Below are 20,827 nucleotides of genomic sequence, written 5' to 3'. Positions count from 1 at the left end.
GAATTGTTTCATACTGGGTTGAAGTTTGTTGAGAATGACGGAAATTATATAAAGACTGCTGAAGCATTATATCTTCACAAAAATACAATCCGTTATCGGATTAATAAAATCAAAGAGTTACACCATATGGAAAACAGTGAATTGAATTTTTATGAGCAGCTCTCTATTGCAATCAAGCTATATAAAATTTATTCTGATTAAAAAAGGATTCCTTTGTACTAAATACAAAGAAATCCTTTTTTAATTTAACTTTGCACAAAGATTTAAGTCTATCCTTAATGATAGAATATTCTTAGATAAAGAACTTATTTCATCAGGAGGTTGACTATGAAAAATTTGCACTTAAGAGGGGAAGTCCTCTTAACAATAACATCCTTGCTTTGGGGAGCCTCATTCGTTGCACAACGGTTAGGAATGAACTATATTGGACCTTTTACTTTTACCTCATCCAGATTTCTCATTGGAGCATTGTCGTTAATTCCTGTTATCTTTATGATGGATAAAATGAATGCCAGGCAGGGTGTGGTAGTTTCAAAAGATACTAAAAGCTTGCTCGCAGGAGGGCTTGCGTGTGGAGTAGCACTTTTTACAGCGATTTCCTTTCAACAGGTTGGCCTGATTTATACAACTGCAGGGAAAGCAGGTTTTATTACCGCCTTATATATTGTTCTTGTTCCGCTATTAGGTTTGTTTTTACATAAAAAGGTGGAAAAAGTAATCTGGGTGGGGGTGGCATTAGCCGTAATTGGTCTTTATTTATTATGTGTTAAAGATGGGCTTAGCATAGGAAAAGGAGATTTAATCGTACTATGTGGCACTGTTTTCTGGGCCATTCATATATTGACTGTTGATCACTTCGTACAAAAAGTGGATAGTCTGAAAATGTCTTTTTTACAATTTGTTGTTGCAGGAGTCCTGTCACTGATTGTAGCTGTCTTTTCTGAAACAATTAACTTCTCAGATATAGTTAGAAGTGCAGGGCCCATATTATTTACAGGAATCTTTGTTGTAGGTATAGCGTATACCCTTCAGATACTTGGTCAGAAGGATACTAATCCAACCGTTGCTGCCCTTATACTCAGTATGGAGTCTGTATTTGCAGTAATTGCGGGAATGATCTTCCTTGGGGAGCAAATGTCAGCAAAAGAAGTTATGGGTTGTGTATTGATGTTTTCTGCAGTGATTATCACTGAACTAAAACCATCCTTTATGAAGAAAGCTGTTTTAAATTCTGACAAATAACATCTGTTATTTTTAAATTGTCCTTACCTTACCTTAAATATCAACAAACCGAAAATATAATACACGGTTTGTTGATATTTTTTTCTTCAGTAAAAATGATTTTTATTTACTTATCATTTTTAAAAGGATTTTGAATCAAAGCGGCATCTTTCGCCTTAGTCATATCCTTTTCATGTTTCGAATTTTTATGACTGCTCTTTTTATTCTCCTGTTTAATCCTGTCCATCATTCCAACTCCTTCAATAAAAATATTTATGTTCTGAGTTAGTTTGTGCATTACAGCATTATTTATTATAGGGATTTTACATTCTTTCTCTATTTCTGATATTCTATAATTTGCTGATTCGTAATTTTATCAGATCAAAAATAACTTAGAAATAAAAAAGCACCCCTGTAAATACTGTAATTTTAGCACTTACAAGGGCATTTGTTTATACAAACATTAGTGGTATACACCTACAATCTGCACTTTTAAAATATTTGTGGTACCTGTTGTCCCAATCGGCACTCCAGCGGTTAAAACAACAATTTCTCCACATTCTACATAACCAGCCTTATTAGCTGCCGCCACTGCGGAATTGAATAAATCCCGGGTATTCTGATACTCTGGAATAATAAGCGGTGTCACACCCCACACAAGATTCAACTGTCTCCAAACACATGCATTACTGGTACATCCAATGATTTGACAATCTGGTCTGTATTTTGAAAGCATATGGGCAGTTCTGCCTGAAGCTGTTACAGTAATTATTGCCGCAGCATCTAAATCCATGGAAGTGGTACAAGTTGCATGGGAAATGGCCGTAGTCACATCTGGTTTTCCAAATTCTTTGCTTTGGGCAAACCTGTTCTTGTAGTTAATGTCCTCTTCAGCACGTTCTGCAATTTTCACCATTGTCTGTAAAGCCTCAACTGGATACGCTCCTGCAGCCGTTTCACCAGAAAGCATAATAGCACTTGTCCCGTCATAAATAGCGTTAGCAACATCAGTTGCTTCTGCCCTTGTTGGTCTAGGATTTTTCATCATAGAATCCAGCATTTGTGTAGCTGTTATTACAATTTTGCCAGCTGCAATGCATTTCTTGATTATTATTTTCTGAAGAACGGGAACATCTTCCAAAGGTATTTCAACCCCCATATCGCCCCTTGCAACCATTACTCCATCAGAAACTTCAATAATCTTATCTATATTCTCTACACCTTCCATATTTTCTATTTTGGCTATAATCTTAATATTATTGCCTTCACGCTCTTTTAAGATTTTTTTAATTGACAGTACATCTTCAGCTGTCCTGACAAAAGATGCAGCAATGAAATCTACGTTTTGCTCTATGCCAAATACAATGTCATCATAGTCCGTTGGACTGATAAATGGCATGGAAAGGCTGGAATTAGGTACATTTACCCCTTTATTGTTAGATACTGGCCCTCCATTTTCAACTTCACACTCAATATCCGTTTCTCCGACTTCTATAACTTTAAGCTCAATCAAGCCATCATCTATGAGAATCTTCATGCCTGCATGTACATCTTTTGGCAAGTCCAGATAAGTTATACTTGCAATATCCTGCGTTCCCATGATGTCTCTTGTTGTCAGTGTAAAATGCTGTCCCTGTTCCAGAACAATTTTATCGTTTTCAAACTTACGCACTCGGATTTCTGGACCCTTTGTATCAAGAATTGTAGCAATAGGAAGGCTTAACTCATCCCGCATTTGTCTGATCCTCTGTAGGTTTTTTGCATGCTGCTCGTGATCACCGTGAGAGAAGTTTAACCGTGCAACGTTCATACCTTCAATCATTAAATTTCTCAATATATCGTCTTCCATGGTTGAAGGCCCAAGCGTGCAAACTATTTTTGTTTTTCTCATAGATTATCACCATTCCTTTACTTATATTATAAATATATCTTGTTTTTATTTTTTGGTATATACGTAGTTTACCATAGCAATCCGTTTTTTACCATATACCTTTTGGCTAAAATCTCCTCTTCCAGTAATGTTGCTGGATTATTGGTAAATACCTTCTTTATCTTTATCTTAAAATCTTCCGTCCAGGTTTTTCTTTTATCTTCTTTAACAGCCTCCAATAAATATTTATGAAGAACCTCCTTACTGTAAACAATAGTGGGATCCAGTTCAAAAACACAGGATGCCGCATCAGCTTCCATAAGTCGTCGCTTTGTGAATTCGCCTTTCACAAAAGTATATTTTTCACCAGAAAATACATTAAAGCTTTTCATGGTATCAAGATAGCCCAATCGAATTATCCTCTTTGTATTTTGGGGATCAAAGTCAAGGCAGCTACCTAAGGGCCATTTGCAGGAAATCATTTTTAAAAAACCTGCTTCTTTTAAGGCATCCTTCCTTTCTATTCCTATTGTATCCAAATCCACTGCTATAACATTTACTGCACCTCTTTTAAGTGCCATTTCAACTGGTATATTATCAAAATATGCCCCGTCTATAAACTTTTTATCATTAATTTCATATGGGCTTATGATAGGGAAACATGCTGCACTGGCTAAAATATAATCAATTAACTGACCTCTGGGGATCTCCTCTATAAAAATGCAGTGGGATTTGAAGCTTGGGAATTCTACGGTCACTATACCATATTCCGTCACACTTTGACGAATTTCCCCTTCCTTCAGGTTTTCTTCTAAAATCCTTCGGAGTTCTTCTTTTTCTGTAAGCTCAGTTATAGTGCTTTCTTTTATTTCACTCCAGCTTTTCTTTGCGATTTCAAAATCATTTTGCGCTACCAGTGCTCCATTCACTGCACCTATGGATGTTCCTGTAACAATATCAATTTGTATTCCCAGTTCATTTAACGCCTGCCAGACTCCAATTTCATATGCACCTTTTGAACCACCGCCGCCTAACACCAATGCGGTTTTACCTTCTAGCATGGATTCCTCCCTTTATACCATAAATTTCTCTTATCTTATGCAGATTTGCCACAATTTATTATTTGAACATAAGTTCTCATTGTGGTATACTAGAACAAAAGTTCTACTTTTTGAACTACTTTTCTAAATCAGGAGGAAGACCATGGATAGTTCCTTAATGGATAAATTAAAGATTTTAGCTGACAGTGCAAAATATGATGTCTCCTGTTCTACAAGTGGCGTGGAGCGAAAAAATGTGGGGCGAATGGGAAATGCATCTTGTGCAGGCATCTGCCATTCCTGGTCCGCAGACGGTCGATGCATTTCACTGCTAAAAGTGCTTTTTACAAATAAATGTGTTTACGATTGCCAATATTGCGTAAATCGCAGAAGCGTTGATGTGGAACGAGCCAGCTTTGAACCTGCTGAACTTGCAGAACTGACCATGGAATTTTACAGACGTAACTATATAGAGGGGCTATTTTTAAGTTCAGCCGTTGAAGTCTCTCCTGATTATACCGCTGAAAGAATATTACATTGTTTATCTATCTTAAGATATGAATATGGTTTTGCTGGATATATTCATGCTAAGATTATTCCCGGCGTATCCCAGGAGCTAACTCATGCCATAGGTATGGTTGCTGACAGATTAAGTGTAAATATCGAACTTCCAACTGAAGAAAGTCTCCAAAGGCTCGCTCCTCAGAAAAAAGCAAGAGCAATTTTTGCCCCGATGAAACAGATAACCAATACTTTGATTGAGCAAAAATCTCTTAAAGGACCGGGAACTATGTTTAAAGGACAGAATCTGAATAACCCATTAAATTATTTGAATCCGGAAGGTAGAGAACTGATACAGCCAGAAGGTGCAAATGCTGATATAGGTGATGGCAGCCTGTATCAGATGGGAAGCCCCGCTGGCAATGCTTTGATTCGGGAAGCAAGATATAAATATAAAGAGAAATTTGCACCTGCAGGCCAGACTACACAAATGATAATTGGAGCAGGAACAGAAACTGACAGTCAGATTGTAAAAACCTCTGAAAGTTTATACCGCTCTTTTAAAATGAAGCGAGTATATTTTAGTGCTTATATTCCGGTCACTGATTCACCCTTGTTACCTTCCGTCTTTACTGCTCCTCCTTTAATCCGTGAACATCGACTTTATCAGGCAGACTGGCTTTTACGGTTCTATGGTTTTACTGCGGATGAAATGTTCACCAAGGAAGAACCAAACCTTGATCTGGATTTAGATCCAAAGATTACATGGGCCTTAAGAAATATAAACCTTTTCCCCATTGAAATAAATAAAGCATCTATGGAGGAACTTTTACGCATACCTGGTGTGGGTACAGTATCCGCGCTTCGTATAGTAAGACAGAGGAAAGTTGCCGCGGTGAAGTATGATGATTTAAAAAAAATGGGGGTAGTATTAAAAAGGGCCAAATTCTTTTTGACCTGTTCTGGCAAGTATTATGGCGAAAAAGATCTGATGCCAGAATATATAAAAGGGAAAATATTAGAACCCTGCAGAATAAAAAGTCGTTTATTGCCTATTAACGATGAAACTCAGATTTCAATGTTTTCGCCCGGGGCATTCAGCTTAGGTGCACCTCAACAGTCTAAATCGAAAAGGAGCCTGGAATCAAATGGTGGATTACTTATATGATGGTAGTTTTGAAGGTTTCCTGACCTGCATTTACTATCACTATTATGAAGAAAAAGCAGCCGGCATTTTTACTTTCGATAATTATCAGCCCAGTATTTTGAATACGTTTGTAGAGATTAAAACCCAGGGAGACAAAGCGGCTAAAGTTTATGACGCAATTGGGCAAAAAATATCACCTTACGATTTACAACGTATATACCGGGTTTTTCTGTCCACAGTGATTAACCGTGAAATGCTGCTTTTAAATTACATCCGCTTAGGATTTAAACAAGGTTCTAAAATCCGCCTGCTTCATGGTAACCCTTATGTTTCTCCCGTAGAAAAAGCTGAAAAGAAAGTTACAGCGGAAGTTCACCGGATTTTAGGTTTGCTACGGTTTTCAGTGCTGGAAGGAGAAGTTCTTTATGCTGTTTTAGAACCAGACCATGATATTCTGGAATTTCTGGCAGATCATTTCACGGATCGATATAAAAATGAACCCTTTATCATTCATGACAAGCGACGTGGTAAAGCTCTGGTAGCTCAGGGAGGAGAATGGTACATTACAGATTTTACTGAAAAAAATCTGCCCCATATATCACAAAATGAAAAAGAATACCGTGCTCTTTGGAAAAAATATTTTGAGACTATTGCCATTAAAGAACGTACTAACCCTAAATGTCAGAAAAATTTTATGCCAGTCCGTTATTGGAAACATCTTACAGAAATATAAATAAGGCTGGTTTAACAACCAGCCTTATTTATATTTAGTGATTTTACTAGCAATTTAACTTACCGACTTACGTGACTCTTCCTGCTTACTGTGAAATTGATCTCTTGCAAGTTGTGCCTCTTCAGTCCAGTATGAGGTCTCCAAACCTATATCTCTTGCAGATACAAAGCCTTCCTTTCCATCTGTTCTATTGTAATGTTCCAGGGCTTTGAATACGTATTTACTACCCTTAAGAATAATAGGTACATTAATAAATACCAGGAATATATTCATTAAGTCTACCAGATACCAGATGTTTCCCAGCTGAAGATTTGCCAGCACGGTAAGAACACCAAAAGGCACAAAGAACAATGAACCCAGAAGTCTGATTCCCATAATAAACTTTTTATCTTTAGAAATCATATTTGCACTAATTTCCGCAAAGATAATCATACCGATTAGTGTAGTAAAAGCAAAGAGTGCATAACATATTGATAATATTACTTTTACAGCAGAGTCCATGGCCACGCCAGGAGCCAGAGTCTGGGCAGAAAGCATATATACTCCCAGCTTGTCATCTCTGATTGCATCCCATGCAACCCCTGTATCTCCTGTCCATACATGGGCCATTACCACAACAAACCCAGCCATAGAACAGATAATAAAGGTATCAAAGAATACGCCCATGGATTGTACTAAACCCTGATCAATTGGATGCTTGTTGCTTGCAGCAGAAGCAGCCATGGTTATTGTACCTTGACCGGCTTCATTTGCCATAAGTCCTCTTTTTATTCCTTGCTGCAAAGCAACTCCGAAAAGTCCACCGAAAATAGCTTCAGGTGAAAATGCTCCTCCGATTACTGCAGAGAAGAAATAAGGGATGCTACGATAATTAACGATAATAAGGATAAAAACGATACCGCAGTATACAACAGCCATAACAGGAACACAAATATCTGTGAACTTTGTTACACGTTTCATTCCACCCAGTACAAGCGCTGCTATAGCAACAATAAGAACAATACCAATGGCATAATATACTGGTGATGTTCGATCATAAGTTGTATTTCCTAAGGTGTTAGCTACTGAGCCTAATGCTGTAAACAGATGGAATGTCTGACTTGGAACATTAAATAGGGCATAGATGATAAATAAAAGAGCCAGCACAATTCCAACCCATTTTTTATTGCCTATGATTTTCATTCCATAAAACGGCAGTCCACCTACATACTCATCTCCCTTTTTTTCCTTAAACAATTGGGCTAGAACAGCTTCAGTAAATCCGGTTGCCATTCCGAACAATGCCATTACATACATCCAGAATATTGCACCTGGTCCTCCTACTGAAACAGCTCCTGTAACACCCATAATATTTCCTGGTCCAACACGCATGGCAGAGCTTAGCATAAATGCTGCAAAAGGAGATATTCCGGTTTCTGTAGCCTGCCTGTTGGCAACAATTTTAATACTTCTTGAAAATCTTTTTACCTGTACGAATCTAGTCTTGATAGTGAAATATATTCCTGCTCCAGCCAGTATTAGTATTGAAAGAGCAAAATTGCCCAATACCGGAATCTGAGCATACCATTCAAAGTTTGTCGGAAATTCCCATAAAAAATCTGAAATCGGTACAATGAATGCAAAAAAAGCATTGACTGCATCAAATAACTCACTCATAAAACTATCCTCCTATATCTCTCTGGAAATTAAATCGTCATAAGTTTCTCTTTTAACAATTAATCTGTCTTTTCCGTCCTTTACCATAACTACTGCAGGCCTTGGTATTTTATTATAATTGCTTGCCATTGAATAGCAATATGCCCCTGTACTGAATACTGCAAGGGTGTCCCCTGACTCAGCTTTAGGCAGTTCTATATCATAAATGAGGATATCTGTGCTTTCGCAGCACTTACCTGCTATGGTAACTTTTTCTTTAATGGATTGATCCATCTTGTTTGCTATAACTGCATCGTATTTTGCTCCGTAAAGTCCTGGTCTTATATTGTCTGTCATGCCTCCATCAATGCCTATGTACTTTCGCACTCCAGGGATTTCTTTTATGGAGCCAATAGTATATAAAGTGACACCTGCTTCCCCAACAATCCATCGTCCTGGTTCTATAGTAACCTGAGGAATCATCAGTTCATATTCCTTGCATTTATCATAAAGTTCCTTCATAATTGGATCAATGAACTCACTGATTCTTACTCTCTTTTCACTTTCTACATAATGTATTCCAAATCCTCCACCAATATTCAGTTCTTTGGTTTCAAAGCCTAATACCTGTTTCACATCCTTAATTAAATTTATTGCAACCATTAGTGCTGCAAGGTGAGATTCATTTGTTGCCAGTTGGGATCCTACATGGAAATGAAATCCCATCAATTCTATATTTTTCTTGTCCAGTGCAATCTTAATGAAATCATTTGTTACCTCCTTATCAAGGGGTATTCCGAACTTTGAGTCAAGCTGCCCTGTTGTGATAAATTTATGCGTATGACAGTCTACACCTGGTGTAATCCTGAACAGAATTTTTACTCTTTTATTTTTCTTTTCTGCATATTCATTCAGTGCTTCCAATTCATACATATTATCAACCACAACTCTGCCTACGTTATAGTCAACGGCCATCTTTATTTCATCCAAAGTTTTATTGTTTCCATGAAAATCAAGATTTTCCATAGGGACTCCTGCCTTATACGCAGTATAAATTTCACCCCCTGACACTGTATCAAGCCCCAGCCCTTCATTTGTTACCATTCTGCATATCTCCAAAGTCTGGAATGCCTTGCTGGCAAATACTGCTCTGGTATTTGGATATTTGTCCAGAAAATCCTCCTTAATTTCCCTGCATCTTTCCAAAATAGACGACTCAGACATTACATAAAGGGGAGTGCCGTACTTTCCGGCAATTTCACTCATATTGCAGCCATCAAAAATAAAATCCTTATTATTCATATCTTTCTCCTTTCTGTCTTTTGGTTCTTTCTTACTATTATCTATAATCAAGAATCATGCCAAGTAGATAACCTTTGGAATTGCAGCCTTTACCTAAATCGAATATAAATATTTTCCGTTTTTTCGGAATATTTAAAAATAAAGAGGTGGTAGCATTGAAAAATGCAGTTCTTTTTTGTGAACTGCATTCCGTTTTTCCGAACTTCGTTAAAGTTCTATTATTAAATTCCATATTTCTTTAATTTCTGATAGAAATTAGTTTTACCCATTTTTAAAGCCTGCATGGCCTTCTTTTTATCGTTATTACAATAAGCAAGGGTCTCCAATACGGCTCTTTTCTCAGCCTCTTCAACATATTCCTGGAAACTTTTCCAGCCTGCTGTACGACTTCCATATTCGTTATTTGAAATTTTTTCTGGCAGATGATTTTCAGTAATAATTCTTCCGTCCGCAATGTTTGCTGCTCTTTCAAGAATATTTTCCAATTCCCTCACATTTCCCGGCCAGTCATAGGCAAAAAGAACCTTCTGAGCTGCTGGTGAAATAAATTTCTCACCACATTCTAATTTATCACAAATCTGGTTTAGTATTTGATTGGATAAATAACTGATATCTTCTCTTCTTTCTCTCAAAGGGGGCATCCAGATTGGAAAAACGTTCAACCGATAAAATAAATCCTCTCTGAACTTCCCCTCTCTGATTTCCTCTTCCAGGTTTTTATTAGTAGCCGCAATTATTCGGACATCGGCAGTTATTTCAGTAGTACCTCCAATCTTAAAAAAGGTTTTATTCTGCAAAACTCCAAGAAGTTTCACTTGTGCTGCCAGACTGATATCACCAATTTCATCCAGAAAAATTGTTCCCCCTCTGGCTTTTTCAAATAAGCCTACCTTTCCCTCATGATTTGCCCCTGTAAAAGATCCTTTTTCATATCCAAATAATTCGCTCTCCAACAGGGTTTCTGGCATTGCCCCGCAATTCACGTGAATAAAAGGTTTGTCCTGTTTCTGGCTTGCATTATGAATGCTTTCAGCAAGATAGGATTTACCTGTTCCGCTTTCCCCCAGCAGCAATACAGTAGAATTGGTGTTTGAAGCCTTATACGCCAGTTTTTTTACATTGCGCATAACCCGGCTTTCCCCTTTGATATTAGATAAACCTTCGTAATCCAGCACGTTATCATTGATAATCTTTTTCATTTCTTCTACATAAGCAAGAGCATCATTTCTTTCTTTAATGACATTTTGAAGAGTAGAGATATCTTCCACCTTTAAGACAGCTCCTTTTCTTTCGCCCTTGAGTTCCACCGGGAAGATAGAGCATAAAGTAGGGAAACCGTTTATTTCAGAGAACTTATCCTTATAGCTGACGTTATCACCCTTTGCCATATTACACAGCTCTTTGATAGCTGCGCTGCCCTTATGTATACTGGAAATCTTTTTGCCTATAACGTTAAATTCATCCACAGAAGGACCCTTTGCCAAATAAACCTTCCCATTCAGCATGTCCTGGATTCCTTCTCCTCTGGCTGTATATCCGTTTGTCTGGTAAAACTTTACTTTGAACGTATCCCTGTCAACAATAACCATATGGCCGATAGAATTGTTGTAATTCATTACAAAACTTTTATCTCCAAAAGAAATGGTTATACTTTTATCATCAATATCCACAGAAATATTAAATCCCAACACTTTTGTTTTTAGTGAGAAGAGCTCTTTAAAGCTCTCATTTTGATGGTAATATTTATATACAGGTTGTATACTGTCATCCTCAAAAGCCCTACTCCCATAAATAAATCTTTACTCTGAATATTATTGTCCCATATTCCAATCTTTCTTAGACTCTCAGGTATTAAGCTTCCATCATCTTTGCCCAGACAGTTATCTCCTATAATAACAATATCTCCATTTTTAATGGAGCCTGCTGGATGACCTATCCCCATACTTTTATCTATGCCAAAAATCTCTTTGGCTCTTTTATTATATAGTTTAATCCGAAAATCTTTATCAACGTAAATAAAGCCTTCTTTCATCATATCAGTAAAAATACCCAGTTGGTTTAAATTAAACAGCACTTATTCACACCACCTTATAAAACTAATTCTACTAATTCTGCTTTAATCCTTAAATTATATATCTCATTCTATCTTATATTTAAAGAAGATGCTATATAATTTCCCTTTAAAAGTATTTCTTGCATAACCGCTTTAATCAGGGCTTACACTAACCGTAAACTTGAATTGTCTGCCAAATAGTGCTACACTATGCATGTATGCAGGTGAAGGATATTTTTAGGAGGAAGTTATGGAATTACAAACAATTATAGAGAAGAGGCAAAGTATCAGGCGTTACCAGGAAGGTGGCATTCCTGATGCAGATTTAGAAGATATAATCAAAGCTGCGGCAACTGCTCCTTCTGGGAAGAATACGCAAAACTGGCACTTTGTTGCGATTAAGAACAGAAATATAATTCAAAAGATTGCAGATGTAATCTCTGAAAAAAATGAGTCTATCTGTCTGGAGATGGATAAAGTTGATAAAGAAAAGGCTGACCGCTTTAGAAAGTTCTGTAAAAACTTTACTGTTTTCTGGCGTGATACTGCTCCTGCCATAATTATTACTATGGCTACCGTATATGTGCCGTCCGGGTACAATGAATATAAACTGATTGGTGCGGAACAAGAACTTTTGCTTGATTTAATGGGATTTAGGAATCCGGGCATGCAAAGCATTGGTGCAGCCTGTGAAAACCTGACACTTAAAGCCATTGACCTTGGATACGGTACCTGCTGGCTAACAAGTGCAAACTATGCAGCGGCTGAAATAGAAAAAGTTTTGAAAGAAGAAACCGGGTTTGAAAAGGATGGCTATTTCTTTGTAAACTTATTTGCAATAGGTATCCCTCAGGAAAATCAAAAAAGTCCAGAAAAAAAATCTTTGAAAGAAGTTTATACTTTAATTAAATAAATTTTAAAATATAAAAGGGGCTAAAGCTAATTTAATAACTTTAACCCTTCTTTTACTTTATGATTTTAAATTAAAATAACACATTATTTATAAGTTCATTAGGTTGTTAACTATAAGATTCTTTTCTTTTAAAAGCATTTACAATCAGTAGTAAGACTATTGCTCCGATACATGCTACAGCCAAACTCCATAAATTAAAGCCTGTAATGCCTACACCGCCAACCAGATTCATAACCAGTCCACCAGCTAAACCTCCAATTATACCAACCAGGATATTCATGAAAGCTCCCATTTGTCTGTTATTTCCTGTAACCATGCTAGCAATCCACCCAGCCAGTGCACCTATAACTATCCAGCCTACAATACCCATATTACCACCTCCTTTTTTATTATTAGTGTTTACTGAAATTCTTTTTTCATACATAATAATCTAGCAAGTTATTAAAAAAATTTGCGAATCCAATTATAATAATTAGTGCATATATCTACTTCTTCTGGTTATACTAAGAACGTCTTAAGACAAATTTAATCTGCGGGCGGTGATTATATGAAAATACTTATAAGCGATATCGTTGCACATTTATTGATTTTCGCTATTATGATTGCTTATCTGTTCATCTAATTAAATCATGTTATAACTTAATAATCTTAAATTTAAGTTGTAAATAGAAAAGAACCCTCTTATGAAGGTTCTTTAGCATTATAGTAGCATTCGGTCATTATCTATTTCAAACTGCTCTATCAGCTTTTCAACTGTCATTTCCTTACGTTTTTCTCCGCTTACATCCATAACAATTCTGCCTTCTTTCATAAGAATGGTTCTGTTTCCATGTTCTAATGCGGCTTTCATGTTATGGGTAATCATCATGGTACAGAGTTTTTCTTCTTTTGAAAAGTAATCGGTCAGTTCCAATACTTTTGCTGCAGCTCCGGGATCAAGGGCGGCTGTGTGTTCATCTAACAGGAGAAGTTTTGGATTTGACATAACTGCCATAAACAGTGTTAATGCCTGTCTCTGTCCACCAGACAAAAGCTTGGCCTTCTGTTTCATTCTGTCTTCCAGCCCCATTCCCAGTAAAGATAATTTTTCCCTGAAGATTTCTCTTTGCTTCTTGTTTATGCCTGCCTGAATACCATGAAAATGATTCTTATTATATGCAATGGAAAGGTTTTCCTCAATGGTCATATCAAAGGCAGTTCCCTTCAAAGGATCCTGAAAAACTCTGCCTATCATTCTGGAGCGCTTAAACTCTGGCAGATTTGTTATATCACGACCATCCAGAATTACTTTGCCTGAATCCGTGGGAAACACTCCGGATATACAATTCATAAGAGTGGATTTGCCCGCACCATTGCTACCTATAACCGTAACAAAATCACCTGGCTCCAAATGGAGACTCAGATTATCTATTGCTACTTTTTCGTTGATGGTGCCTCTTCCGAAGGTTTTGTGCATCTTTTCTATTTTCAGCATATTATCGTACCTCCTTTTTAACCATTAACGATTTAAACGGGAAATTCTCGCTAACAGTTCCGATGGCCAGCGCACCTGCTACTATAATAGCCGATACCAGCTTTAGGTCACTGGTTGGAAGTCCAAATGCCAACGCCTGTGCAATTATTAAACGATAGGCTATAGCTCCTAGAGATACAGCTATTAACCTTCTCAGCAATGATTTTGTCCCGAAAATAGCTTCCCCTATAATAACGGATGCCAACCCGATGACTACCATACCGGTTCCCATAGTTACATCTGCAAAAGACTGATATTGTGCCAGCATGCCTCCTGCCAGCGCTACAAATCCATTTGAAAGAGCCAGTCCTAATATTTTCATGCCATCACTGTTAATGGCATATGCTCTTACCATTTCTTCATTATCTCCTGTAGCGCGAAGAGCAAACCCAAGACGTGTTTTTAAAAAATAATAAAATAAAGCAATTACTATGGCTAGTACCCCTGCTCCAACAATTAAAGCTGAGTAATCTTCCGAAAAAATATTTTTTGCCATCTTGTATAAGGTATTGCTCTGAGTTAAAGCTATATTCGGCTTACTTCCCATAATTCTAAGATTAATTGAATAAAGTCCGAGCATAACCAGAATACCCGCTAAAAGCTCTTGTATTTTTAATTTCGTGTTTAGTAATGCAGTTACAGCTCCTGCCCCACAACCGCAGACAAAGGCTAAAAGTAATCCGATAAAAGGATTTCCACCAATGCTGCAAACAACAGCAGAGGCAGCTGCACCAGTCACAACGCTGCCGTCTACTGTTAAATCGGGGGTATTTAGTGTTCTAAAGGAGAGAAAAACCCCCAGAGCTAATACTGCATATATCATTCCCTGTTCCAAAGAACCTATTAATGCTGGAAATGTTAATAACATAATGTCCTCCAAATGTGCCTTTAATTTTCAAATGATAATCTGATACTATTTTGATAAATCGGTTGCCTTGTGTAAAATACCTGCAGGGATTTTAACGCCAATTTCATCTGCTGTTTTCTTGTTGATGTAAATCTGTGTTTTGGACATAATCTGTACTGGCATAGTTGCTGTATCCGCTCCATTTAGCACCTTTGCTGCCATAGATCCTGTTTTCTTTCCAAGTTCTACATAGTTTACGCCATCCGTTGCCAGACCTCCATCAGCTACCATTGAATCTGCAGCTACATAATAAGGAATCTTTGCTTTGTCTAAAACGTCCACGATAGTTGGCATGGCAGACGCAACGGTATTGTCGATAGGAGAAAATACTGCATCAACTTTATTCACTAATGATTGGGCTGCCTGCTGTATTTCACTGCTGTTCATGATTGTTGCATCAACTACTTCAATTCCCTTTGATTTAGCATATTTTTTCAGTTCGTTTATAACGGATACAGAGTTTATTTCGCCAGTACTGTAAATGGCACCAATCTTTTTAATGTTTGGAGTTACCTGAAGTGCCAGATCCATAATCTTTGCAGCTGAAACGGCGTCAGAAGTCCCAGTAATATTTCCACCTGGCTTTTCCAGACTGTTTACTAGTTTAGCTCCCACCGGATCTGTTACTGCGGAGAAAACAATAGGAATATCTGTAGTTTCTCCCAGTGCAGCCTGAGCTGACGGTGTTGCGATAGCAATAATTAAATCATATTTATTTGCTGCAAATGACTGACATATAGTTTTTAAGTTATTTGTATCGTTCTGCGCATTCTTATAATCTATTGTAACCGTTTTTCCATCTACAAACCCTTCTTCTTTAAGCTGGGATATAATGTTCTCACGAATGGTATCCAGTGATGGATGCTCTACAATCTGTACAATTCCTATAGTTGGCAAATCAGACTTTTCTTTACTTTTTTCTCCTGAACTGCTATCTTTGCCGCACCCTGTAAAGGCAGCTGCCACAGCTAATACCATAACTAATAATACTGATACTGTTCTCTTTTTCATTTTCTTCACCTTTCTGTCTTTTGACCTTACAATTAGTATTAGTTTGTGTGATGAAGTCAGGTGGAAATAAAAAAACACCTACCCCTGCATACATAATATACAAGGACAAGTGTTAACCTGCGGTACCACCTTGTTTGATGCGTTTTGTAAACACATCCTCTCTACGAGTGCCATCACACCCTCAGCCCATAACGCTGGCTTCACGTCTTCGCTACTAAGTTTTATAAAAATGTTATTTTTTATACTTTTCACGTCGCCCTCAGAGGCCCATTTGCTGTGACTGGCATTTATCCGGCTTTCACCACCCCGGAATCGCTTTGAAATCGTTTAACAGCTTTACTCCCTCGTCTACGGTTTACTTATTTAAGTTATGTTGTGATAATAACACTTATTTTGTTCGTTGTCAATAACTTTAATTGTGTTTTTTGTACTTCCAGACAACTTTCATATGATTTTATTAGTTTATTTATTTTTTTCTATTGACTATATGCCAATATTGTATATAATGTGTATATACAATATTGTAAATCATATATGATTAACTTGAGGAAATATTATGAACATAATTATAAGTAATTCTAATGGACAGCCAATTTATGAACAAATTGTCAGTCAGATAAAGAACCAGATTTTAACCAAGGAAATTGCTGCCGGAGATGCCTTGCCATCCATGCGATTACTGGCAAAGGAGCTGAAAATAAGCGTTATAACAACAAAAAGGGCTTATGAAGAACTGGAGAAAGAAGGCTTCATAGAATCCTATACCGGTAAAGGCAGTTTCGTAAAAGCACAAAATGAAGAACAGCTTAAAGAACAGCATTTACATGAAATAAAAAATAAACTTCAGGAAATCGTTGACCTTGCTTATGTGTCGGGAATTGATCTGCCTGACATTATAGACATACTCAAAAGTCTTCAAAAGGGGGAATAATATATGGAATATGCTATAAATGCACTAAACATTACAAAAAAATATAAAGATTTTACACTGGATAACGTCAGTCTCAGACTTCCAAAAGGGAGTATCATGGGGCTTATAGGAGAAAATGGTGCGGGAAAAACTACTTTAATTAAATTACTTTTAGGTCTTCAGAAATTTGAAAATAACAACTCTGGTTCTGCTGGTAAAAAAAGCTCCAGTTCCATTACTGTTCTGGGGCATGACATTCAGAACTTTCCTGACTCTGCAAAAGAAGATATTGGAGTTGTTTTAGATGACTGCTGTTTCCCAGAAATCCTTAATTTGCTACAAATCGGTAAAATCATGAAAAGCATATATAGTAAATGGGATGTTGTTAATTTTAATCGATACACCGAGTATTTTAATCTCCCGGAAAAGAAAGCCCTTAAAGACTATTCTAAGGGAATGAAAATGAAACTATCTATTGCTGTGGCTCTGTCCCATGATGCAAAGCTTCTGATTCTTGATGAACCTACATCTGGTCTGGATCCTGTTGTCCGGGATGAAATATTAGATGTTTTTATGGATTTTATTCAGGATGAAGAGCATTCAATACTTATATCGTCTCACATAACCAGTGATTTAGAAAAAATCTGCGATTATATCACTTTCATAAACAATGGCAACATTATTTTAAGTGACGTTAAAGATGATATTTTATCCAACCTGGGAATATTGAAATGCTCCCATGATCAACTGGCACAAATAGATCCCAGTGCCATTCGTGGTTACAAACGTAATAGTTTTGGGGTCAGTGCTCTCGTTGACAGGCACAAGGTTACTGGTAATTTTGTAATAGATCCCGCTAATCTTGAAGAAATACTACTGTATAGTGTAAGGGGGAAATAAAATGAAAGGTCTAATTTTAAAGGATTTTTTGAGCTTGAAAAAACAGGCATTGCCTATGCTTCTTTTTTTCGGAGTGTACTTTTTTATCTCTATAATGACTAAAAATGCCAGTTTCCTGACAGGCGTGGTTATGATTTTCTGCGCAATGCTTCCAATGACGGCATTATCATATGACGACCGTGCTGGCTTTTCCAAATATGCGCTGACCATGCCAGTTTCCAGGAGCACATTAGTTATCAGTAAATATGTTATGGCCCTTATCCTGATGGGTTTTGGCAGCATCTTTTCATTATTGCTCAATGCCGTTATAGGAAGTTTCTCTTTTATGGAAAGTTTATGGAGTGTGGCTATGACCATGTTGATCGGCTGTCTGATGGTTTCCATTTCACTTCCCCCTATATTTAAATATGGTATAGAAAAAGGTCGTTTTATCATGATTGGTATTGTTATGATTATTGGCTTTCTGGGGGGATTTACTATTATCGGTTTTGGCAATGGAAATGCCTCTATGACCATTGATAACAATGGTGTTTCTTTAGGGAGCAAAATTGATGCCTTCTTTAACAGTAACATGGTTTTTGTAGGTATTTTAGTAATCAGCGCTTTTATATTCCTGCTTTCCATGAGTATATCACTGGCCATCTATAGAAAAAAAGATTTTTAAGGACTGAAAAAAGGATGTGTAAAAAAGGATTTAGTTCTCTTTTACACATCTTTTTTATTGTCTTAGACGTTAAGCTTCTTTAAAACTAAATAGGATATAAAGCCTATGATTATTCCAGTAATCATCCCCGAAAAAAGCAGTACTGGAAAATAAATAAATATTTTTATATTGGATATAATTGCTGCAGCAATTAACATCTGTCCCACATTATGTGCAACCCCACCTGCCATACTTACTCCAACAATACTGAATATATTAGTTTTTTTCAAAATTATCATTGTTAAAAGACTTACACATGCTCCTCCTAAAGAGTATAAGGCTCCGAATATCCCATTAAATAGAAGCCCTGCAATAAGTATTCTTATGACATTTATCGAAAATGCATAAGAACCTCCTAAAGCATAAAGGGCAATAACTACTACTAGATTGGCGATTCCCAGCTTTACACCAGGTACTCCTATTGAAAAGGGAATAATGGCCTCAATATAGGAAAAAATTAAACCCAGAGAAGCCAGCACCGCGCTTACAGCAATTCTTTTTGTTTTATCTCTGTTAGTTTGATATTGCGTCATATTCAGCCTCCCCTTGCCCTTGTCCTGTAATTTGTACCATCACCTTATTGGGTAGACATACTATACTTTGGGAAGTTTTTGAGATTGCCCCGGTATGTACACAAGTCTGATTAACGCAATCTGAAAAAGCCATTGTAACCATACCATCTTTTATGATAATCTTATTAATATGACCATTCTGCTTTACTGTAATACTTTTGTTTTCATATAAAGAATAGGTGCCATACTCTTTACCATCAACAGTTATCAGTACAGCGTGCCCACGGTTATCGGTAGATGCCATCATATAGGCAATCATCCCACCCAAAATTATTAGTATTGCTGCTAAAATAATGTCAGCTTTCTTAATCATTAGACATTCCTTATCTTTAAAATAATTTGCAGTAAATAAAGTCCTTTTTCGTACCACTGCAAGATTGGAGCAAAAATGAAAAACCTAAAAAAGTTAACATGTCTGCTGCTTTGTTCAGCACTTATTATATCACAAACAGGCTGCACGGCAAAGCAAAAGGCCCTGTATCAGATACAAAGTACAACCTGCTAAATACTACTTGTAAAATAACCATTTATGATATGAAACAAAGTAAAGCACAACCCCTCATAGATGAGGCCTTTTCCCTGTGCAAAGATTATGAAAATCAATTAAGTAAAACAATAAAAGGCAGTGATATTTATAAAATTAATCATAGTAAAGGTAAGCCTGTTCTTGTCGCTGAATCTACAGCAAACCTCATACAAAAAGGACTTTACTATGGTAAACTATCACAAGGACGGTTTGATATTACAGTAGGTAAGCTTTCAGACCTTTGGGATTTTACCAGTGAAAATCCTAAAGTTCCAGCTGATAAAGATATACAAGCCGCTATCAAAACAATTGATTATACCAAAGTGCATATAGAGAAAATATCTACAGCAAAATCTGATTCCAATAAAAAGAGTGGCTATAAGGTCTGGATAGATAACCCTGATTCACAAATTGATCTGGGGGGCATCGCTAAAGGTTATATTGGAGATCGGGTTGGTGATTTCCTGGTAGATAAAGGTGTAAAAAGTGCTATTATTAATCTGGGTGGAAATATTGTGGCTATAGGCGAAAAATCAAACGGTTCTGCCTGGAATATAGGTATTGAAAAACCCTTCACTGGCAGGAGTGAAATTGTAGGCTCTGTAAAAGTAAAAAATAAGACTGTTGTAACTTCAGGAATTTATGAGAGAATGTTCAGGGAAAATGGTATTTTATATCATCACATCCTTAATGTAAAAACTGGATACCCTACAGATTCAGATGTGGAAGCTGTTACCATTGTAGGTGATTTTGGTAAGTCCGTTGATTGTGATGCTTTAAGCACTATATGCCTGATCCTGGGCGTAAATGAGGGCTCTGAACTAATTAAAAACCTAGATGGTGTAAAAGCTTGTTTCATTGATAAGAACGCTAATATTATAGCTACGAAAGGCCTGGAATTTATATCTCCAAAATAAAAATCTTCTATTTTTAAAAGACATAATTTGCCCCCAAATGTAGAAATCCAACCAACATTTGGAGGCATTTTTTTATTTTCTAAATTATATAAGAAGTCTTAAATCAGCATCGTTCAGAGCTCTGCTCTTCACTCCCACTGGCTCCGCTGCCTACTGTCCCGTTTTGCCACATCATTTGCATAAAAAAAGAAGCTACAAAGTAACTTCTATATAAGTCTGCTTCGACAGACTTTAAGTTTAAGAGGATTACAACTGCTTTGCAGTTGCATAAGTTCAAGCCACGTTCTTAAAAATGAAAAAACAGTCCTTTTTAAGAACTGCTTTCACTTAAAACCGGCGACGTCCTACTTTCCCAGGCAGCTGCCCGCCAAGTATCATCGGCGCTAAGGAGCTTAACTACTGTGTTCGAGATGGGAACAGGTGGAGCCTCCTCGCTATTGTCACCGGATTTTG

23 protein-coding genes and 1 rRNA gene are annotated in these 20,827 nt (G+C 37.0%); 9 read left to right on the top strand and 15 right to left on the bottom strand.

Annotation, left to right across the window (positions count from 1 at the left end; translation table 11 throughout):
- Positions 1-3 precede the first annotated feature (3 nt).
- The gene (locus tag Ami3637_RS19110) at positions 4-201 is read left to right on the top strand and encodes a helix-turn-helix domain-containing protein (RefSeq protein WP_408609054.1); all 198 of its coding nucleotides are present in this window, start codon (positions 4-6) and stop codon (positions 199-201) included.
- A gap of 126 nt (positions 202-327) precedes the next feature.
- Positions 328-1,242: a DMT family transporter gene (locus tag Ami3637_RS08415; protein ID WP_162362183.1), complete on the top strand. Its 915-nt coding sequence runs from the start codon at positions 328-330 to the stop codon at positions 1,240-1,242.
- A 106-nt stretch (positions 1,243-1,348) separates the two neighbouring features.
- Here Ami3637_RS08415 and Ami3637_RS08410 read toward each other — a convergent pair whose 3' ends face one another.
- The 3 genes from Ami3637_RS08410 to Ami3637_RS08400 form a co-directional block, all read right to left on the bottom strand.
- Complete coding sequence (locus Ami3637_RS08410; RefSeq protein ID WP_162362182.1) at positions 1,349-1,519, bottom strand: hypothetical protein; 171 nt, start codon at positions 1,517-1,519, stop codon at positions 1,349-1,351.
- 165 nt (positions 1,520-1,684) lie between these two features.
- Entirely contained in the window at positions 1,685-3,112 is a 1,428-nt protein-coding gene (pyk, locus tag Ami3637_RS08405) for a pyruvate kinase (protein WP_162362181.1), read from the bottom strand.
- Between the two features lie 68 nt (positions 3,113-3,180).
- Positions 3,181-4,152 carry a patatin-like phospholipase family protein gene (locus Ami3637_RS08400; RefSeq protein ID WP_162362180.1) on the bottom strand — a complete coding sequence of 324 codons (972 nt, stop codon included), beginning with the start codon at positions 4,150-4,152 and terminating at the stop codon, positions 3,181-3,183.
- 142 nt (positions 4,153-4,294) lie between these two features.
- On the opposite strand from Ami3637_RS08400, the gene Ami3637_RS08395 reads away from it, so the two are divergent.
- Positions 4,295-5,800, top strand: coding sequence for a putative DNA modification/repair radical SAM protein (locus Ami3637_RS08395; protein WP_162362179.1), 1,506 nt, complete (start codon positions 4,295-4,297; stop codon positions 5,798-5,800).
- Positions 5,781-6,512 carry a TIGR03915 family putative DNA repair protein gene (locus Ami3637_RS08390; RefSeq protein ID WP_243157965.1) on the top strand — a complete coding sequence of 244 codons (732 nt, stop codon included), beginning with the start codon at positions 5,781-5,783 and terminating at the stop codon, positions 6,510-6,512. The genes Ami3637_RS08395 and Ami3637_RS08390 overlap by 20 nt, the downstream gene beginning before the upstream one ends.
- A 54-nt stretch (positions 6,513-6,566) precedes the next feature.
- Here Ami3637_RS08390 and Ami3637_RS08385 read toward each other — a convergent pair whose 3' ends face one another.
- The 5 genes from Ami3637_RS08385 to Ami3637_RS08365 are packed head-to-tail and all read right to left on the bottom strand — an operon-like array spanning position 6,567 to position 11,523.
- Complete coding sequence (locus tag Ami3637_RS08385; protein WP_162362178.1) at positions 6,567-8,168, bottom strand: alanine/glycine:cation symporter family protein; 1,602 nt, start codon at positions 8,166-8,168, stop codon at positions 6,567-6,569.
- A gap of 12 nt (positions 8,169-8,180) precedes the next feature.
- On the bottom strand, positions 8,181-9,449 hold the full coding sequence (gene lysA, locus Ami3637_RS08380) for a diaminopimelate decarboxylase (protein ID WP_162362177.1): 1,269 nt from the start codon (positions 9,447-9,449) through the stop codon (positions 8,181-8,183).
- Between the two features lie 37 nt (positions 9,450-9,486).
- Entirely contained in the window at positions 9,487-9,681 is a 195-nt protein-coding gene (locus tag Ami3637_RS08375; protein ID WP_162362176.1) for a hypothetical protein, read from the bottom strand.
- The gene (locus Ami3637_RS08370; RefSeq protein WP_162362175.1) at positions 9,671-11,140 is read right to left on the bottom strand and encodes a sigma-54 interaction domain-containing protein; all 1,470 of its coding nucleotides are present in this window, start codon (positions 11,138-11,140) and stop codon (positions 9,671-9,673) included. The genes Ami3637_RS08375 and Ami3637_RS08370 overlap by 11 nt, the downstream gene beginning before the upstream one ends.
- An 8-nt stretch (positions 11,141-11,148) precedes the next feature.
- On the bottom strand, positions 11,149-11,523 hold the full coding sequence (locus tag Ami3637_RS08365) for a hypothetical protein (RefSeq protein WP_162362174.1): 375 nt from the start codon (positions 11,521-11,523) through the stop codon (positions 11,149-11,151).
- Between the two features lie 229 nt (positions 11,524-11,752).
- Between Ami3637_RS08365 and Ami3637_RS08360 the strand changes: the two genes are divergently transcribed.
- The gene (locus Ami3637_RS08360; protein ID WP_162362173.1) at positions 11,753-12,415 is read left to right on the top strand and encodes a nitroreductase family protein; all 663 of its coding nucleotides are present in this window, start codon (positions 11,753-11,755) and stop codon (positions 12,413-12,415) included.
- A 106-nt stretch (positions 12,416-12,521) separates the two neighbouring features.
- On the opposite strand, the gene Ami3637_RS08355 is transcribed toward Ami3637_RS08360, so the two are convergent.
- The 4 genes from Ami3637_RS08355 to Ami3637_RS08340 form a co-directional block, all read right to left on the bottom strand.
- Positions 12,522-12,785 (bottom strand): GlsB/YeaQ/YmgE family stress response membrane protein, encoded by a 264-nt coding sequence (locus Ami3637_RS08355; RefSeq protein WP_162362172.1) that lies wholly within the window; start codon positions 12,783-12,785, stop codon positions 12,522-12,524.
- A 330-nt stretch (positions 12,786-13,115) separates the two neighbouring features.
- Positions 13,116-13,889, bottom strand: coding sequence for an ABC transporter ATP-binding protein (locus tag Ami3637_RS08350; RefSeq protein WP_162362171.1), 774 nt, complete (start codon positions 13,887-13,889; stop codon positions 13,116-13,118).
- 1 nt (position 13,890) lies between these two features.
- Positions 13,891-14,796 carry an ABC transporter permease gene (locus tag Ami3637_RS08345; protein WP_162362170.1) on the bottom strand — a complete coding sequence of 302 codons (906 nt, stop codon included), beginning with the start codon at positions 14,794-14,796 and terminating at the stop codon, positions 13,891-13,893.
- Between the two features lie 45 nt (positions 14,797-14,841).
- A complete protein-coding gene (locus tag Ami3637_RS08340) occupies positions 14,842-15,846 on the bottom strand; it encodes an ABC transporter substrate-binding protein (protein ID WP_162362169.1) in 1,005 nt (334 codons plus the stop codon).
- Between the two features lie 556 nt (positions 15,847-16,402).
- Between Ami3637_RS08340 and Ami3637_RS08335 the strand changes: the two genes are divergently transcribed.
- Genes Ami3637_RS08335 through Ami3637_RS08325 form a run of 3 tightly spaced genes read left to right on the top strand, consistent with a single transcriptional unit; the run spans position 16,403 to position 18,320 of the window.
- Complete coding sequence (locus Ami3637_RS08335; protein WP_162362168.1) at positions 16,403-16,777, top strand: GntR family transcriptional regulator; 375 nt, start codon at positions 16,403-16,405, stop codon at positions 16,775-16,777.
- Positions 16,778-16,780: 3 nt separating this feature from the next.
- Positions 16,781-17,656 (top strand): ABC transporter ATP-binding protein, encoded by an 876-nt coding sequence (locus Ami3637_RS08330; protein WP_162362167.1) that lies wholly within the window; start codon positions 16,781-16,783, stop codon positions 17,654-17,656.
- A 1-nt stretch (position 17,657) separates the two neighbouring features.
- Entirely contained in the window at positions 17,658-18,320 is a 663-nt protein-coding gene (locus Ami3637_RS08325; RefSeq protein ID WP_162362166.1) for an ABC-2 transporter permease, read from the top strand.
- 62 nt (positions 18,321-18,382) lie between these two features.
- Here the strand turns inward: Ami3637_RS08325 and Ami3637_RS08320 are convergent, their stop codons facing one another.
- Both Ami3637_RS08320 and Ami3637_RS08315 read right to left on the bottom strand, forming a co-directional pair.
- Entirely contained in the window at positions 18,383-18,892 is a 510-nt protein-coding gene (locus tag Ami3637_RS08320; protein ID WP_162362165.1) for a Gx transporter family protein, read from the bottom strand.
- A complete protein-coding gene (locus Ami3637_RS08315) occupies positions 18,873-19,244 on the bottom strand; it encodes a NusG domain II-containing protein (protein ID WP_162362164.1) in 372 nt (123 codons plus the stop codon). Before Ami3637_RS08315 ends, Ami3637_RS08320 begins: the two co-directional genes overlap by 20 nt.
- A 98-nt stretch (positions 19,245-19,342) precedes the next feature.
- Here Ami3637_RS08315 and Ami3637_RS08310 point away from each other — a divergent pair, with 98 nt between their 5' ends.
- The gene (locus Ami3637_RS08310) at positions 19,343-20,374 is read left to right on the top strand and encodes an FAD:protein FMN transferase (protein WP_162362163.1); all 1,032 of its coding nucleotides are present in this window, start codon (positions 19,343-19,345) and stop codon (positions 20,372-20,374) included.
- Positions 20,375-20,705: 331 nt separating this feature from the next.
- Here the strand turns inward: Ami3637_RS08310 and rrf are convergent.
- A 5S ribosomal RNA gene (gene rrf, locus Ami3637_RS08305) occupies positions 20,706-20,822 on the bottom strand.
- Positions 20,823-20,827 lie beyond the last annotated feature (5 nt).

This window comes from Aminipila terrae, from assembly GCF_010120715.1.
GTDB classification, from domain to species: Bacteria; Bacillota; Clostridia; order Peptostreptococcales; family Anaerovoracaceae; genus Aminipila; species Aminipila terrae.
The sequence above is the reverse complement of the archived record's forward strand: the minus strand, read 5'-3'. Positions and strand labels throughout refer to the sequence as shown.

Bases quoted from the DNA above. Each gene is read 5' to 3' on its own strand.
- Ami3637_RS08350 (WP_162362171.1), bottom strand. From the start codon at position 13,889: ATGCTGAAAATAGAAAAGATGCACAAAACCTTCGGAAGAGGCACCATC.
- Ami3637_RS08400 (WP_162362180.1), bottom strand. From the start codon at position 4,152: ATGCTAGAAGGTAAAACCGCATTGGTGTTAGGCGGCGGTGGTTCAAAA.
- Ami3637_RS08390 (WP_243157965.1), top strand. From the start codon at position 5,781: ATGGTGGATTACTTATATGATGGTAGTTTTGAAGGTTTCCTGACCTGC.
- Ami3637_RS08310 (WP_162362163.1), top strand. From the start codon at position 19,343: ATGTCTGCTGCTTTGTTCAGCACTTATTATATCACAAACAGGCTGCAC.
- Ami3637_RS08395 (WP_162362179.1), top strand. From the start codon at position 4,295: ATGGATAGTTCCTTAATGGATAAATTAAAGATTTTAGCTGACAGTGCA.
- Ami3637_RS08325 (WP_162362166.1), top strand. From the start codon at position 17,658: ATGAAAGGTCTAATTTTAAAGGATTTTTTGAGCTTGAAAAAACAGGCA.
- lysA (WP_162362177.1), bottom strand. From the start codon at position 9,449: ATGAATAATAAGGATTTTATTTTTGATGGCTGCAATATGAGTGAAATT.
- Ami3637_RS08375 (WP_162362176.1), bottom strand. From the start codon at position 9,681: ATGGAATTTAATAATAGAACTTTAACGAAGTTCGGAAAAACGGAATGC.
- Ami3637_RS08330 (WP_162362167.1), top strand. From the start codon at position 16,781: ATGGAATATGCTATAAATGCACTAAACATTACAAAAAAATATAAAGAT.
- Ami3637_RS08335 (WP_162362168.1), top strand. From the start codon at position 16,403: ATGAACATAATTATAAGTAATTCTAATGGACAGCCAATTTATGAACAA.
- Ami3637_RS08320 (WP_162362165.1), bottom strand. From the start codon at position 18,892: ATGACGCAATATCAAACTAACAGAGATAAAACAAAAAGAATTGCTGTA.
- Ami3637_RS08315 (WP_162362164.1), bottom strand. From the start codon at position 19,244: ATGATTAAGAAAGCTGACATTATTTTAGCAGCAATACTAATAATTTTG.
- Ami3637_RS08360 (WP_162362173.1), top strand. From the start codon at position 11,753: ATGGAATTACAAACAATTATAGAGAAGAGGCAAAGTATCAGGCGTTAC.
- pyk (WP_162362181.1), bottom strand. From the start codon at position 3,112: ATGAGAAAAACAAAAATAGTTTGCACGCTTGGGCCTTCAACCATGGAA.
- Ami3637_RS08415 (WP_162362183.1), top strand. From the start codon at position 328: ATGAAAAATTTGCACTTAAGAGGGGAAGTCCTCTTAACAATAACATCC.
- Ami3637_RS08345 (WP_162362170.1), bottom strand. From the start codon at position 14,796: ATGTTATTAACATTTCCAGCATTAATAGGTTCTTTGGAACAGGGAATG.
- Ami3637_RS08410 (WP_162362182.1), bottom strand. From the start codon at position 1,519: ATGCACAAACTAACTCAGAACATAAATATTTTTATTGAAGGAGTTGGA.
- Ami3637_RS08340 (WP_162362169.1), bottom strand. From the start codon at position 15,846: ATGAAAAAGAGAACAGTATCAGTATTATTAGTTATGGTATTAGCTGTG.
- Ami3637_RS08385 (WP_162362178.1), bottom strand. From the start codon at position 8,168: ATGAGTGAGTTATTTGATGCAGTCAATGCTTTTTTTGCATTCATTGTA.
- Ami3637_RS08355 (WP_162362172.1), bottom strand. From the start codon at position 12,785: ATGGGTATTGTAGGCTGGATAGTTATAGGTGCACTGGCTGGGTGGATT.